General features: G+C 55.9%; 12 protein-coding genes. 6 read left to right on the top strand and 6 right to left on the bottom strand.

Annotated features, from left to right (window positions below):
• The first annotated feature begins 19 nt into the window (after window positions 1–19).
• Together CWR52_RS13760 and CWR52_RS13755 are read left to right on the top strand one after the other, a co-directional pair.
• On the top strand, window positions 20–559 hold the full coding sequence (locus tag CWR52_RS13760; RefSeq protein WP_104949931.1) for a GNAT family N-acetyltransferase: 540 nt from the start codon (window positions 20–22) through the stop codon (window positions 557–559).
• A 71-nt stretch (window positions 560–630) separates the two neighbouring features.
• The gene (locus CWR52_RS13755; protein ID WP_104949930.1) at window positions 631–969 is read left to right on the top strand and encodes a lysozyme; all 339 of its coding nucleotides are present in this window, start codon (window positions 631–633) and stop codon (window positions 967–969) included.
• Here CWR52_RS13755 and CWR52_RS13750 read toward each other — a convergent pair.
• Window positions 948–1,550, bottom strand: a complete 603-nt coding sequence (locus tag CWR52_RS13750; RefSeq protein ID WP_104949929.1) for a response regulator transcription factor — start codon at window positions 1,548–1,550, stop codon at window positions 948–950. The two genes, CWR52_RS13755 and CWR52_RS13750, sit on opposite strands and share 22 nt — an antisense overlap.
• Before the next feature lie 154 nt (window positions 1,551–1,704).
• Window positions 1,705–2,463 (bottom strand): SDR family NAD(P)-dependent oxidoreductase, encoded by a 759-nt coding sequence (locus CWR52_RS13745; RefSeq protein ID WP_104949928.1) that lies wholly within the window; start codon window positions 2,461–2,463, stop codon window positions 1,705–1,707.
• Window positions 2,464–2,582: 119 nt separating this feature from the next.
• On the opposite strand from CWR52_RS13745, the gene CWR52_RS13740 reads away from it, so the two are divergent.
• The 3 genes from CWR52_RS13740 (at window position 2,583) to CWR52_RS13730 (ending at window position 6,141) form a co-directional block, all read left to right on the top strand.
• Window positions 2,583–3,482, top strand: coding sequence for a LysR family transcriptional regulator (locus CWR52_RS13740; RefSeq protein ID WP_104949927.1), 900 nt, complete (start codon window positions 2,583–2,585; stop codon window positions 3,480–3,482).
• A gap of 50 nt (window positions 3,483–3,532) precedes the next feature.
• Entirely contained in the window at window positions 3,533–4,558 is a 1,026-nt protein-coding gene (gene yhjD / locus CWR52_RS13735) for an inner membrane protein YhjD (protein ID WP_104949926.1), read from the top strand.
• Window positions 4,559–4,818: 260 nt separating this feature from the next.
• On the top strand, window positions 4,819–6,141 hold the full coding sequence (locus tag CWR52_RS13730) for an MFS transporter (protein WP_104949925.1): 1,323 nt from the start codon (window positions 4,819–4,821) through the stop codon (window positions 6,139–6,141).
• Between the two features lie 59 nt (window positions 6,142–6,200).
• Here the strand turns inward: CWR52_RS13730 and CWR52_RS13725 are convergent, their stop codons facing one another.
• The gene (locus CWR52_RS13725; protein ID WP_104949924.1) at window positions 6,201–8,243 is read right to left on the bottom strand and encodes an AsmA family protein; all 2,043 of its coding nucleotides are present in this window, start codon (window positions 8,241–8,243) and stop codon (window positions 6,201–6,203) included.
• Between the two features lie 65 nt (window positions 8,244–8,308).
• Window positions 8,309–9,082 (bottom strand): cyclic-guanylate-specific phosphodiesterase, encoded by a 774-nt coding sequence (gene pdeH, locus CWR52_RS13720; RefSeq protein WP_104949923.1) that lies wholly within the window; start codon window positions 9,080–9,082, stop codon window positions 8,309–8,311.
• Between the two features lie 229 nt (window positions 9,083–9,311).
• Between pdeH and CWR52_RS13715 the strand changes: the two genes are divergently transcribed.
• Window positions 9,312–10,241, top strand: a complete 930-nt coding sequence (locus CWR52_RS13715) for a sugar kinase (RefSeq protein WP_104949922.1) — start codon at window positions 9,312–9,314, stop codon at window positions 10,239–10,241.
• 295 nt (window positions 10,242–10,536) lie between these two features.
• Here CWR52_RS13715 and CWR52_RS13710 read toward each other — a convergent pair whose 3' ends face one another.
• On the bottom strand, window positions 10,537–12,030 hold the full coding sequence (locus CWR52_RS13710; RefSeq protein ID WP_104949921.1) for a M16 family metallopeptidase: 1,494 nt from the start codon (window positions 12,028–12,030) through the stop codon (window positions 10,537–10,539).
• 227 nt (window positions 12,031–12,257) lie between these two features.
• Entirely contained in the window at window positions 12,258–13,544 is a 1,287-nt protein-coding gene (locus CWR52_RS13705; RefSeq protein WP_045909063.1) for a dicarboxylate/amino acid:cation symporter, read from the bottom strand.
• Window positions 13,545–13,638 lie beyond the last annotated feature (94 nt).

Here is a 13,638-nt window from a genome sequence, read left to right as displayed (position 1 = left end):
AAGTGTCAGGAGAATCTGAATGCCCGTTTTAATTACCCCTCGCCTGAACTGCTCACCTTTACAGGAAGAAGACTGGCCCTTTTTTCTGGCGTTACAGCAACATCCCGACGTCATGCGCTTTGTGGCGGAAGACCGCCCCGTCGCAGTCATTCGCGAGGCGTTCGATGCCCGTCTGACGCCCTGGACGCCAGGCAGCGCGCACTGGCTGTGCCTCGTCGTGCGTGACGCCACCTCACGTGCCCCGCTGGGCGTCACCGGGTATATTCATCGGGAGGAGGATTGCGCTGAGGTCGGTTTCCTTTTCGCTCCCGAGGCGCAGGGGAAAGGTTACGGCTTTGAATCCCTTAAAGCGCTTTGCGATTACGCTTTTCATCAGGGCGGTATACGTCGACTTACCGCCACCGTCACCGCCGGGAATGTCGCCTCACGACGTCTGCTGGAAAAAGCCCGCTTTTGCCTGGAGGGCGAATTACGCGAGAGCTATTACCTTGCGGGACGTTGGCATAATGACTGGTTATTTGGTTTATTGCGGCAGGAATATCTGAATAACAATCCCTGATCAATAGCCATTTGGCGGATATTTCTCGTACCTCATTTCCTCTACAGTGTCGCCATTAAGAGGAAATGAACATGAAAGAGCATGCGCTGAAAATATCTTCTGCCGCCATCGCGTTAATAAAGAAACATCAGGGTCTTTCTCTGGAAAAATATCGTGACGAAAAAGGATTATGGGTTATCGGCTATGGCCACGTTATCCGCGATCAGGAGCATTTTCACGGCCCTGTCACACCTCTGGAGGCTGAGACTTTGTTGCACGAAGATATCCGATTGTGTGAAGCGCTGCTGCGGGAAAATATGACACGTCCATTAACCCAACAGCAGCATGATGCGCTGGTGATGATGATATTCAGTTTCGGAGAGATAACGCCGCTCCCAAACGCGCTTTTTCAGGCCGTCGCCCGGGTATAATACATGGCTGCCTGCGTTCTGTTTTTCACGTCCAGCCGCCGGAAAAGCGCCTCAAGGTGCGCTTTTACCGTGGCCGCACTGATGTTCAGATTGCGGCCAATCTCTTTATTTGACTCCCCCGCCGCCAGCAGTTTCAACACTTCGCGCTGGCGCTCGCTTAAGGATAATAACGCCTGAGGCGACGTCGGCTCTCGGACCCACTCTCCGGGAAAACAAACCATCCCTCTGGATACCGAATCCAGTACGGCGGAAAACCGTTCGGGATTGGCGTTTCGGGGAACAATGGCCATGACATTTCGCTGCCGCAGCTGCTCCACCCATCTGGCCTCTTTTTTCGCCAAAATCAGAATCACGCGTATCGCCGGAAAGCGATGCAGGATCGCTTCCAGCAAAGTGCTCCCTTCGTCCTGAATTAAATTCCCATCAATCATGACGATAGCCGACGGTGAAGCAGAAATCTGAGTCCATAAATCTTCTGCCTGACAGGTCCCTGTTATCGTTATTTCCGGAATCAACCTCTGAAGACTGTGTATCGCTCCGTGAATAAAGAGTGACTGCCTGTCAAACATGATTACTCGCATCGTTTTTTCCCCTCTGAGAATAGCGAAGGGGGATTCTACAGAGGCGTTATTTAAGAAAAAACTCAACGAATGGCGCTGTTACAAATCCCCCGAGTTCTTTATATCTGTCAGTATCTGGACACATTCGTCTTAAGGATTTCCTTAAGCGCGTACATCACAGGAACATGCCGCCTGAGACTTCAATACGTTGCGCAGTCATCCAGCCCAGTTTGTCGCTGAGCAGTGCCGCAATGGCATCGCCAATATCGTCCGGCAGCCCCACCCGTCCCAGCGCCGTCTGGGATGCCAGCATCTGGTTCAGCTCCGCGTTGTCGCGCACGCGTCCGCCGCCAAAGTCGGTTTCGATCGCGCCAGGCGCAATGATATTGACGGAAATACCGCGCGCCCCCAGCTCTTTCGCCTGATAACGCGTCAGCACTTCCATCGCCCCCTTCATCGCCGCGTAGGTTCCCGAGCCCGGCTGGGTAAAACGCGCCAGTCCGCTGGAGACGTTAAGGATCCGTCCGCCGTCGTTAAGCAACGGCAGCAGGCGCTGGGTCAGGAAGAAAGGTCCTTTGAAATGAATGTTCAGCGCCTCATCAAACTGGGCTTCCGTCGTGTCGGTATAAGGCGCATATAAACCCGTCCCGGCATTGTTCAATAAATAGTCAAATGTTTCGCGCTGCCAGACGGTTCTGAGGGTTTCCTGAAGCTGTCGGGCAAAATGATCAAAACTCGTGACATCCCCGACGTTGAGCTGCAATGCCGCCGCATTGACGCCTGTTTCCTGAATTTCATGCACAACGTCCAGCGCTTCCTGCTGGCTGCGGTTGTAGGTCAGCACAATTCCCGTGCCGTCTGCCGCCAGCTTTAAGGCCGCGTTTTTACCCAAACCACGACTACCACCCGTCACTAATGCGATACGTTCAGTCATCATAAACCTCGTTTTGGCTGTTATGGAGATTGAGTAAGAGCTTATTAGGTGATAGAAGATCAATAAAGGTGGGTTAAAACGCTTCACTGTTTCATCGGAAACAACAATGAGCTTCATCTATGGATAAAATTCACGCAATGCAGCTGTTTGTCCGCGTCGCGGAACTGGAGAGTTTTTCCCGCGCGGCAGAAACTTTAACGCTGCCAAAAGGCAGCGTGTCACGGCAGATTCAGGCCCTCGAAAACCGGCTTGGCACCCAGCTATTGCACCGCACCACGCGTCGCGTCAGCCTGACGCAGGACGGCATGGTCTATTACGAACGGGCAAAAGATCTGCTGGCAAACCTTGATGAGCTCGACGGAATGTTTCAGCACGATCCCTCCAGCATCAGCGGACGGCTCCGCGTGGATATGCCCGTCGCCGTTGCTCGAAATTTAGTCATCCCCAAACTTCCTGCATTTCTGCAGCATTATCCGGGCATTGAGTTGGAACTCAGTAGCAGCGATCGTCTGGTGGATGTGATCCGCGAAGGGTTTGACTGCGTGGTGCGCGTCGGCACGCTGAAAGATTCAGGGCTTATCGCCCGACCGTTGGGCAAGCTGTCGGTGATTAACTGCGCCAGTCCGGACTATCTGGCGCGTTTTGGCTACCCGGATACGCTGGACGATTTAGGCTCGCACGCCGTCATTCACTACACCGCTATGCTGGGAACCCGTCCGCAGGGCTTTGAGTTTTATAACGGCAGTGCGACGCAGTGGATAAAAACGGGTGGGGTATTGACCGTTAACAGCACCGAAACCTACCAGGCTGCCTGCCTCGCCGGGCTGGGCATCATTCAGGTTCCAAGGGTTGGGGTCCGAGATTTGCTGCGCGCGAAGAAGCTGGTTGAGATCCTCCCGCAATACCGGGCCGAACCGATGTCTGTCTCCCTGATTTATCCCCATCGGCGCAACCTCTCCCGCCGGGTACATCTGTTCATGGAGTGGCTGACCGAACTCACAAAAGCTTACGTGGACTAGTCGCAAGCTATAATTCAATAACATCCAGCCAAACGAAAAGGAAAAGACGCGTGACGCCGGAAAACAACCCGCAACGACCCACCCAACATTTAGAGTATGAGCCCGTCAGAAAGATGGAAACCGGGCCTGAAGAGGCCAGGTCCCCTGGTACCGCCAGTAAAGCGCTGGGGACCGTCACCGGCATTGTCGCCAGAATTCAGCAGTTTCCCATGATTGCGCATCTGATACGCGCGACCGAGCGCTTTAATGACCGCATGGGAAACCAGTTTGGTGCCGCCATCACCTATTTTTCCTTCCTGTCGATGATCCCGATCCTGATGGTGTCGTTTGCGGCGGCCGGTTTTGTGCTCGCGTCGCACCCGACGCTGTTGCAGGATATCTTTAACAAAATCCTGAATAACGTCAGTGATCCAACCCTTGCCAGCACGCTCAAAAGCACCATCAATACTGCCGTGCAGCAGCGTACCACCGTCGGTATCGTCGGCTTACTGATTGCCCTTTACTCCGGCGTTAACTGGATGGGCAACCTGCGCGAGGCCATTCGCGCCCAGTCGCGCGACGTCTGGGAGCGTAAGCCGCAGGACCAGGAGAAAATCTGGGTTAAGTATCTCCGTGATTTTGTTTCGCTGATTGGCCTGCTCGTCGCGCTCATCGTGACGCTTTCCATTACCTCCGTGGCGGGCTCGGCGCAGCAGATGATCATCTCCGCGCTCTATCTTGATTACATCGAATGGCTGAAGCCCGCCTGGCGCAGCATTGGGCTGGCGATTTCTATCTTCGCCAACTACCTGCTGTTCTTCTGGATCTTCTGGCGCTTGCCCCGTCATCGCCCGCGCAAGAAGGCGCTGATCCGCGGCACGCTGATCGCGGCGATCGGCTTTGAGGTGATCAAAATCGTGATGACGTACACCCTGCCGTCACTGGTGAAATCCCCTTCCGGCGCGGCGTTCGGCTCAGTGCTGGGGTTAATGGCGTTCTTCTATTTCTTCGCACGTTTAACCTTGTTCTGCGCAGCGTGGATTGCCACTGCCGAGTACAAAGACGACCCGAGAATGCCGGGCAAAACGCACAGGTAACGCCACTCCCGGGCTGAAATTTCAGCCCGATTCATCATTTCAGCATATAAATCCAGTCCGTAACTTTTATTTAACCGAAAACCAGTTTTATTGACTGATATTTAAAATCTGTGAAGCATTTCATAGACGTGTTTTGGCTGGCCTGAAAATTATCCGCTTTTTGGTGCTTTTATCACCAGGTCGCGGCTTTGTTACAGATTGAAATGTCGCTTTTGCTGTGCGTAATATGGCCTTTCGTTCGACAAAAATAAGAAAATATTATGCAAGCAACCGCCACCACACTCGACTCAGAAACGGAAAACGTTCCGGTAAATTCGCGCAATAAAGTTGTCGTCGCCTCGCTGATTGGCACCGCCATCGAGTTCTTCGACTTTTATATTTACGCCACCGCGGCGGTCATCGTCTTCCCGCACATTTTCTTCCCGCAGGGCGATCCAACGGCGGCCACGCTGCAGTCCCTGGCGACCTTTGCTATCGCGTTTGTTGCGCGTCCGATTGGCTCCGCGCTGTTTGGACACTTTGGCGATCGCATTGGACGTAAAGTGACGCTGGTGGCCTCGCTGCTGACGATGGGGATCTCCACCGTGGCCATCGGCCTGCTGCCGACGTATGAAACCATCGGCATTCTGGCGCCGGTCCTGCTGGCGCTGGCGCGTTTTGGTCAGGGTCTGGGCCTGGGTGGTGAATGGGGTGGCGCGGCGCTGCTGGCCACCGAGAACGCTCCGGCGCGCAAGCGCGCGCTGTATGGTTCTTTCCCGCAGCTTGGCGCACCGATTGGCTTCTTCTTTGCCAACGGGACGTTCCTGCTGCTCTCCTGGCTGCTGACGGATGAGCAGTTCATGAGCTGGGGCTGGCGCATTCCGTTTATCTTCTCAGCCGTGCTGGTGCTGATTGGCCTGTACGTGCGTGTTTCTCTGCATGAGACCCCGGTTTTCGCGAAAGTGGCCGCGGCGAACAAGCAGGTGAAAGTACCGCTGGGCACGCTGCTGACCAAACACGTGCGCGTGACCGTGCTGGGCACGTTCATCATGCTCGCCACCTACACGCTGTTCTACATCATGACCGTTTACTCCATGACCTTCAGTACCGCCGCCGCGCCGGTTGGGCTGGGACTGCCGCGTAACGAAGTGCTGTGGATGCTGATGATGGCGGTGATCGGGTTTGGCGTGATGGTTCCGATTGCGGGGCTGCTGGCGGATAAGTTCGGCCGTCGCGCGAGCATGATTACCATCACCACGCTGATCATTCTGTTTGCTCTGTTCGTCTTCCCGCCGCTGCTGGGTTCAGGCAGCCCGGCGCTGGTGATGGCGTATCTGCTGATTGGCCTGAGCCTGATGGGCCTGACCTTCGGCCCGATGGGTGCGCTGCTGCCAGAGCTGTTCCCAACGGAAGTGCGTTATACCGGCGCGTCGTTCTCCTATAACGTCTCGTCTATTCTGGGCGCCTCCGTAGCGCCGTATATCGCCACCTGGCTGCAGGCGAACTACGGTCTGTTCTATGTGGGCGTCTATCTGGCGGCCATGGCGGCGCTGACGCTGATTGCGCTGCTGCTGACGCACGAGACGAAGCACCAGGCTCTGTAATTCATTGCGGCCTGATGCCCTCACCCCGGCCCTCTCCCACAGGGAGAGGGAGAAAGGCATTACTTCTTCATCTGCGACAAAATGGTCCGGCACTGATTCGCCTCGCCCTCTGACGGCGAAATCAATGCCAGCAGCGCTGCGGCTGGGGTAACCAGCGTCGCAAGCGCCGCAGCCACCGCACCACGCGCAATTAGCGGTCCGGGCTTCACGCCCGCCTGCGGATTTTTGAAGGTCCCGCGCACGTACAGCGGCGAGCGCAGTGTGATAATACGGATCCCCTTACTCTCCGGGTCAATCGTCAGATCAAGCTGCTCGGAGGCCATGCTGGCGGTTCCGGTCACGTTAATCACCGCGTTTTCCGTGTCGAAGGCAAAAATCTGCGGACGCGCCACGCCGTTCACCAGATCCAGATTGGCCGCCGCACAGTTCACCCGCACCTCATCATCGCCGAAGATTTGCCCGATGATGTAGTTCCCGACGTTCAGCCCGAGGATCTCCATCAGGTTGCGGCTCACCAGTCCGTCGTTCATCAGCAGCTTCAGGTTGCCATTACCGCTGCCCAGCAGCGCCGCCACGGAGTTACCCACGCCGCGAATGTCGGCATCGCCGTTCATCTCGCCGAGGGTTTTCTGCATCAGCTCGACGTTCGGCATCAGCGCTTTCAGCTTAAGCCTGCGCGCCTGAATCTCCGCCCGGCCCTGCATCGGCTTTTTATCGCCTTCCAGGTGAATGTTTGAGGAAATCGTCCCGCCAGCCATGCCAAACTTCAGTGGCTGCAGGCGCAGGTCGGCGTTTTTGAGGATGATATGCGTCGAGAGATCGCTCAACGGCAACGTGCTGCCATGCTCAATTTTACGCCCTTTGAAGCGGACGTCCGCATCCATCACGTCCCACTTATCGGTTTCAAAGCGATCGTAAGGCAGTACTTTTCCCGCAGGCTGAATGTCCTTTTTCACCTCTTTTGATTTTGTGCCTTTGCCGGAATCCACGCCGATCAGCGGGCCGAGATCGGCCAGACGCAGCTGTCGGGACTCAACGTCCCCTTCCAGCTTCGGCCTTGGTTTTCCGGTGGTGTAGGTCAGCGAGCCGTGGATATCGCTGTCGCCGATGCGGCCGTTAAAATCACGGTAGTCAAAAACAGACGCTTTTTCGCTGTCGATTTTGGCGACCAGATGCCCGTCCGTTTCGAACGGCGGGGTATCCGGCAGCAGCACGCCGGTCAGCTCATACAGCTCGCCCAGCGAATCACCGGCAAATTTAAGCTGAAGATCAACGCCGCCCATATTCATCGGGTCGTTGACCGTCCCCACAAACGCCACGCGGGTGTTACCGGAGCGGAAGTCCGCCTGCACCGGGAACGGCGTGCCTTCGCTCCGGAGCGCCAGCATACCGCCTATTTTCCCTTCACCGCTAAGCGGCTGGTCGTTGTAGCGTCCTTTTGCCGTCAGGCCGAAGACATAGTCGCCCACGCTTGCCGTGTCACCTTTGGCTTTCGTCCCCGTGACCTCGCTAAACGGCAGCGGCTTGCCCAGCGGATCGACCAGGATCTCCACGTCGGCCTTGCTGACCTTATCGTCGATGGCGATCCGCCCGCGATCGAAGAGAATATTGTCGAGACGGAATGACCAGGAGGAAGGCTGGGCATTCGAATCCTTTTCGCCATCGCTGGCAAGGTTGAACGTCCAGTTGTTGTTTTTTTCAGAGAGGCGGATCAGGCGCGCATCGGGCTGTTGAAGTTTGATCCACGGCAGATAGACCGTTTTGGTCAGCAGCGCGAGCGGGGCCAGCGTGGCTTCAACGCGCGGCAGGTGGATCATGGTGACGTCCGGGATATCCGGCGGGTTGCCGAGAATGATGTCGTCGGCGTGGACGTGCGGCCAGGGGATCCAGCTTCGCCAGCCGGGTTCCTCTTTCTGACGCTCCCACACGACCCCTAAATCACCGCGTATGGCGAAGGGGCGGTTCAGTTCGGTTGAGACTTTCTGGTTGATGGTCGGCTTAAGACGGTTCCAGTCAAACGTCGCGATAATGATGGCGACGACCACGATCAACAACAAGAAAATCCCTGCTGTCCAGGAGATTACCCTGGTTGTTCTTGTCATTTTTATCCCCTTTCCTGATGACCTGTCCTGTAAAACTATAGTCCAGACAAAGGGAAGCGGGCTTATCAGAGGGTAGTTATCACGCTATCGAGGCGATCCATGGGTACCGGACGGGAGAGGAAATAGCCTTGCGCCGCCGCGGCAGGCGAGCTTTGCACATCACGCCACTCTTCCAGCGTTTCCACACCTTCAACAATCACGCCCTGGCAATAGCGGTTCATCAGCTGCAATAGTAGCGTAAACAGGTTCCGCCCTTCCGGGGTCTGACGCAGCATAATGAACAGATCGCGGGCCACTTTGATGTAGTCATAACGCACTTCACTCAGGGCCGAAAAGTTCGCCATGCCGGTGCCAAAGTCATCCAGCCACAGCGGGCCGTATTCGCATATGGAGGCAAACGAGGAGTCCTGCGGCAGGCGGACATGCTCCACCAGCTCAAAACGCACCCACGGCAGGGTGGCAATCAGCGCCTGCAATTTCGCGTTCTGACGCAGCGCCAGCAGAGTGGGACCATCAACATTCACGGAGGCGAGGATATTGTGCTGTTCGAAAAAGGGCTGCTTCGTTGCCAGCATATGGAGCTGCTCTTCCAGCACGTCCAGACGCTGGCGAACGGCAACTTCGGCAAAATAGCGATCCGGTGCGATGCGCTGGGTAGGGTTTGAGGGATGCGTTACGACGGTCAAAATTTCAATGGCCATCAGTCGACCGTCTGTTCGGTATATCGGCTGATAAGTGTACGCACGCTCACATTGCAGCCAGTAGCGATGCTCCTGCAAGTTCTCAATACTTGCCTCAGGCGTAGTGCTCAGCCGCTGGATAACCTGCTCTGACTTCATTTCAGATGTCCTGTTGTTGGGATGGCCTTTCTGGACTCGTCACAGGATTATCGGCGCGACAATTGAGAACTTTATGTTCAATTCACCGGGAAAATGAAATTAAGATGACAGAAATGCGCAGGAACACGCGTTGGCTCAAATAAAATAATGGAACATTGTTTTAATATAGTTGACCGGTTAATTCACTCAGCGCACACTGCTGTTAATTCTTCTGTTCAGGTTCACGATTATGTCTAAAAAAATTGCCGTGATTGGCGAATGCATGATTGAGCTGTCACAAAAAGGCGCGGAAGTGAGCCGCGGATTTGGTGGCGATACGTTAAACACGTCGGTTTATATTGCCCGTCAGGTTGCGCCTGAGGCGCTCACCGTGAACTATGTTACCGCTCTGGGCACGGACAGCTTCAGCCAGCAAATGCTGGAGGCCTGGCAGAGTGAACAGGTTGAAACATCGCTGATTCAGCGTATGGAAAACCGCCTGCCGGGGCTTTATTACATCGAAACCGACAGCACCGGCGAACGCACGTTTTATTACTGGCGTAACGAAGCCGCAGCCAAATTCTGGCTGGAGAGCGAGGCCGCCGAGGCCATTTGCCAGGAGCTGGCGACCTTCGACTATCTCTATCTGAGCGGGATCAGCCTGGCTATCCTCAGCCCGGCCAGCCGTGAAAAGCTGCTCTCGCTGCTGCGCGCATGTCGTGCCAACGGCGGTAAGGTTATTTTCGATAACAACTACCGCCCGCGCCTGTGGTCCAGCCGTGAAGAGACGCAGCAGGTCTATCAGCAGATGCTGCAATGCACCGACATCGCCTTCCTGACGCTCGACGATGAAGACGCCCTGTGGGGTGAGAAACCGGTAGAAGACGTGATTGCACGCACGCAGGCGGCTGGCGTGCGTGAAGTGGTGATTAAGCGCGGTGCGGATTCGTGCCTGGTCGCAATTGCGGGTGAAGCAGTGGTTGAGGTCCCGGCGGTGAAGCTGGCCAAAGAGAAAGTGATTGATACCACGGCGGCGGGTGATTCATTCAGCGCGGGATATTTGGCGGTACGCCTGACGGGTGGAACACCGGAAGCCGCGGCACAGCGTGGGCACCTGACGGCCAGCACTGTCATTCAGTATCGCGGGGCGATTATTCCGCGCGAAGCGATGCCTGTTTAAGCCCTCACCTTAACCCTCTCCCACAGGGCTGAGGGAGCCCCACAAAATAATACCTGCACGGACAACCCCCTCTCCCTTGAGGGAGAGGGCTGGGGTGAGGGGGAACATACGGCTGAAGTGGTCATTCCGTTCACTTTATGTTCCTTGCTACTCTGTAAGGACATGGCCGGTGAACGTGCCAGGGCGGCTCAATCGCCACCGCCCTGGCGACCCGGGCTCCCGGCGGTAAATCGCCGCTTCGCGGTGCCTTCGGCTTATTCCTTCCGGCTTGTCGGGGAGAGGGAATGCCTACCCATTACTGCCCTTGCGGGATATCCGTCGCGTCCTGATGTAAATCATCAGCCGTCGCGGACTGCGTCGGCTGCGGCGCGGTGGCCATGATGGAATCCCAGGTCGTCTGAAGTTCCTTCATGTCATATTCCGGCTCGCCCTTCGGTTGCAGGAGAACCAACGCCATCTCCTGCGACAGCTGCTGGCGGAGCTCCTGGTTGAGCATATCGACGGTCAGACCGCTCAGGAAGTCCTGACGAAGCTTCTGGTACTGTTCCGGCGCAATGTCCACCACCTGGTTCTGCAGGGAGCGAATTCGCTGGCTGATCAGAATGTCGGTATCGGCGCGCGCGTAGGTCGCGAACAGCTTCTGCAGCTCCAGTTTTTTCTGGGCCACAAGCGCGTTGAACTCCTCTTCAGAGAGCCCCTCTTTACGCACTTTTGCCAGCTCTTTCGCCACGACGCCCAGATTGGCATTCAGCTTATCGCCCGGTGATTCAACGTTAATGGCGCATTGCGCACGCTGGAACAGCACGCGGCAGTCAAAGCCAAGGGCGATATTCTTCACGTTGTTCTTACTGAGCGTCTGCTGAACGTGCCAGAACAGCGCTTCACGTGCCAGGTCGGCACGCCAGTAGCGCAACAGCGCTGCGGACTCACGGATGGGCTGCCAGGCGTTATCCCACATCACGGAGAGTCGGTCCTGACGCACGGTGTCCGTCATAATGCTGACAGGCTCTGCCCGCAGCGGGGAGAGTGTTGGAACAGGGGCTGGCGATTCACGCTTGCCTTTCAGATCGCCAAACGCTTTGTTGATCTGCTCTACCACCGCGCGGCTGTCCACGTTACCCACCACGATCAGCGTCATCGCGTCCGGGGTGTACCATTTCTGATAGAACGTTTTCACCTGCTCAGCATCCACCGGCTGTTTCAGCGGTTCGGCCGGGTCATGTCCCAGTAACGTCGAGCCTTTCAGGCGGTAACGCCACCAGCCCTCTTTGGTATCTCCAGGCCAGGTCGCCACCATGTCGCTGTTGCTCAACGCATAGTTGACGGTATCCAGCGTAATCGCCAGATTACCAGAGGCATCGGAGAGATACGTCAGGGCTTCTTTAAGCAGATCGTTGCGGTTATTAGGCAGGCTCAGGTTAAACATGGTGTAGTCATACGAGACCACCGCCGGCGGGAGTGGGCGTTTTGGATCGATGGCCTGTTGCCAGAGCGAACGCACCTGAACCGCTTGCAGGCTGCCGCTCTGAGTGAGCGCCAGCCGGGGAATAAAGTGGCTGAAACCGGTTTGCTGGGTGCTTTCCGTGAGGGAACCGGTATTAACAGACAGACGGATTTCAATACGGTCACTGGGACGTTGCGGCGTGGCTAACACCTGCCACTGAAAACCGTTCGCTAATGTCCCTTGTTGCCAGGCCGGGTCTGGCTGGAGCGCATCTGCCTGCACATAACTGGCTGCTGCCATCATCAGCAAACCGCCGGTTAAGAGTCGAATTTTTGTGCCCTGCATGTGAACCCCTGATCAACATTCCTGGTTAAAAAAGAGTGCCTCGCGACGCGCTTCACTCTTAAAGATGACGATGAAAACACGTCGATTAGACCGCGCGTTCGGCAAAACGTCACGGTCCGAAGTGAAATATACCCAAAAAAAATCTTGTCGAATTATGACAGGTATGAACAGTTATTATGCGCAGGAGCCCGCATCCCCACAAGGGAATACGGGCATTTGTGACAAGATTAAGAGGATAAGCCAGGATTTTTGCTGTCAGTTGAACGATTATTCAGAGTATCGTCGAGCTTCTTGTGATCCAGCTCTTTCACCCATTTCGCCACCACCACCGTTGCCACGCCGTTACCCACCAGGTTGGTTAGCGCACGGGCCTCAGACATGAAGCGGTCAATCCCCAGAATCAACGCCAGACCCGCCACCGGCAGGTGACCCACAGCAGAAATGGTGGCGGCCAGCACGATAAAGCCGCTGCCCGTCACACCTGCCGCGCCTTTAGAGGAGAGCAGGAGCACCACCAGCAGGGTAATCTGATGGAAAATATCCATATGGCTGTTGGTCGCCTGCGCGATAAACACCGCCGCCATCGTCAGGTAGATCGACGTGCCGTCCAGGTTGAACGAGTAGCCCGTCGGGATCACCAGCCCGACCACCGATTTACGGCATCCGAGCTTCTCCATCTTGTCGAGCATGCGCGGCAGCGCCGATTCTGACGAGGAGGTGCCCAGAACAATCAGCAGCTCTTCACGGATGTAACGGATAAATTTGAAGATGCTGAAACCGGTCGCACGGGCGATGGAGCCCAGCACCACCACCACGAAAAGAATACAGGTGATATAGAAGCAGATAATCAGCTGACCCAGCTGGACCAGCGTACCGACGCCATACTTACCGATGGTGAAGGCCATCGCACCGAAGGCACCGATGGGCGCCAGGCGCATGATCATATTGATGATGCCGAAGATGACCTGCGAGAAGCTTTCGATCACGTTAAAGATAAGCTGGCCTTTGCTGCCCAGACGGTGCAGGGCAAAGCCAAACATCACGGCGAACAGCAGCACCTGGAGGATGTTTCCGCTGGCGAACGCGCCTATGACGCTGCCAGGAATGACGTCCAGCAGGAAGGCGACCACGCCCTGATCCTTCGCCTGCTCAGCATAAACCGCAACCGCTTTGGCATCCAGCGTCGCCGGATCGACGTTCATCCCCGCGCCTGGCTGCACCACGTTGACGATGATCAGACCGATAATCAGCGCAAGGGTACTGACCACTTCAAAATAGAGAAGCGCCACTGCACCGGTACGACCGACCGCCTTCATGCTTTCCATGCCAGCGATGCCCGTGACGACCGTACAGAAGATCACCGGCGCAATGACCATTTTAATGAGCTTAACGAACGCGTCGCCAAGCGGTTTCATTTGCGCGCCCAGTTCAGGGTAATAGTGACCCAGCAGAATACCGATGGCGATGGCTGTCAGGACCTGGAAATAAAGACTTTTGAAGAGTGAGGTTTTCATAAGGTGTCCTTGGGAAGAAAAACCACAGGTTTTGTAAGGTTATGGTTAACCTGCGGCTTTAAAATAACACCCACATAACAGGACAGAAATAAAC

Origin of the sequence: Enterobacter sp. SGAir0187, assembly GCF_002952735.2 — a bacterium.
Lineage (GTDB): Bacteria > Pseudomonadota > Gammaproteobacteria > Enterobacterales > Enterobacteriaceae > Enterobacter > Enterobacter quasiroggenkampii.
Note: the sequence above shows the minus strand (reverse complement) of the source record. Positions and strands in the feature narration are given on the sequence as shown.

Excerpts from the sequence above, each read along its gene's own strand:
- CWR52_RS13725 (WP_104949924.1), bottom strand. The coding sequence starts at position 8,243 with ATGACAAGAACAACCAGGGTAATCTCCTGGACAGCAGGGATTTTCTTG.
- CWR52_RS13740 (WP_104949927.1), top strand. The coding sequence starts at position 2,583 with ATGGATAAAATTCACGCAATGCAGCTGTTTGTCCGCGTCGCGGAACTG.
- CWR52_RS13750 (WP_104949929.1), bottom strand. The coding sequence starts at position 1,550 with ATGCGAGTAATCATGTTTGACAGGCAGTCACTCTTTATTCACGGAGCG.
- CWR52_RS13755 (WP_104949930.1), top strand. The coding sequence starts at position 631 with ATGAAAGAGCATGCGCTGAAAATATCTTCTGCCGCCATCGCGTTAATA.
- CWR52_RS13760 (WP_104949931.1), top strand. The coding sequence starts at position 20 with ATGCCCGTTTTAATTACCCCTCGCCTGAACTGCTCACCTTTACAGGAA.
- CWR52_RS13710 (WP_104949921.1), bottom strand. The coding sequence starts at position 12,030 with ATGCAGGGCACAAAAATTCGACTCTTAACCGGCGGTTTGCTGATGATG.
- CWR52_RS13715 (WP_104949922.1), top strand. The coding sequence starts at position 9,312 with ATGTCTAAAAAAATTGCCGTGATTGGCGAATGCATGATTGAGCTGTCA.
- CWR52_RS13745 (WP_104949928.1), bottom strand. The coding sequence starts at position 2,463 with ATGACTGAACGTATCGCATTAGTGACGGGTGGTAGTCGTGGTTTGGGT.
- CWR52_RS13705 (WP_045909063.1), bottom strand. The coding sequence starts at position 13,544 with ATGAAAACCTCACTCTTCAAAAGTCTTTATTTCCAGGTCCTGACAGCC.
- pdeH (WP_104949923.1), bottom strand. The coding sequence starts at position 9,082 with ATGAAGTCAGAGCAGGTTATCCAGCGGCTGAGCACTACGCCTGAGGCA.
- CWR52_RS13730 (WP_104949925.1), top strand. The coding sequence starts at position 4,819 with ATGCAAGCAACCGCCACCACACTCGACTCAGAAACGGAAAACGTTCCG.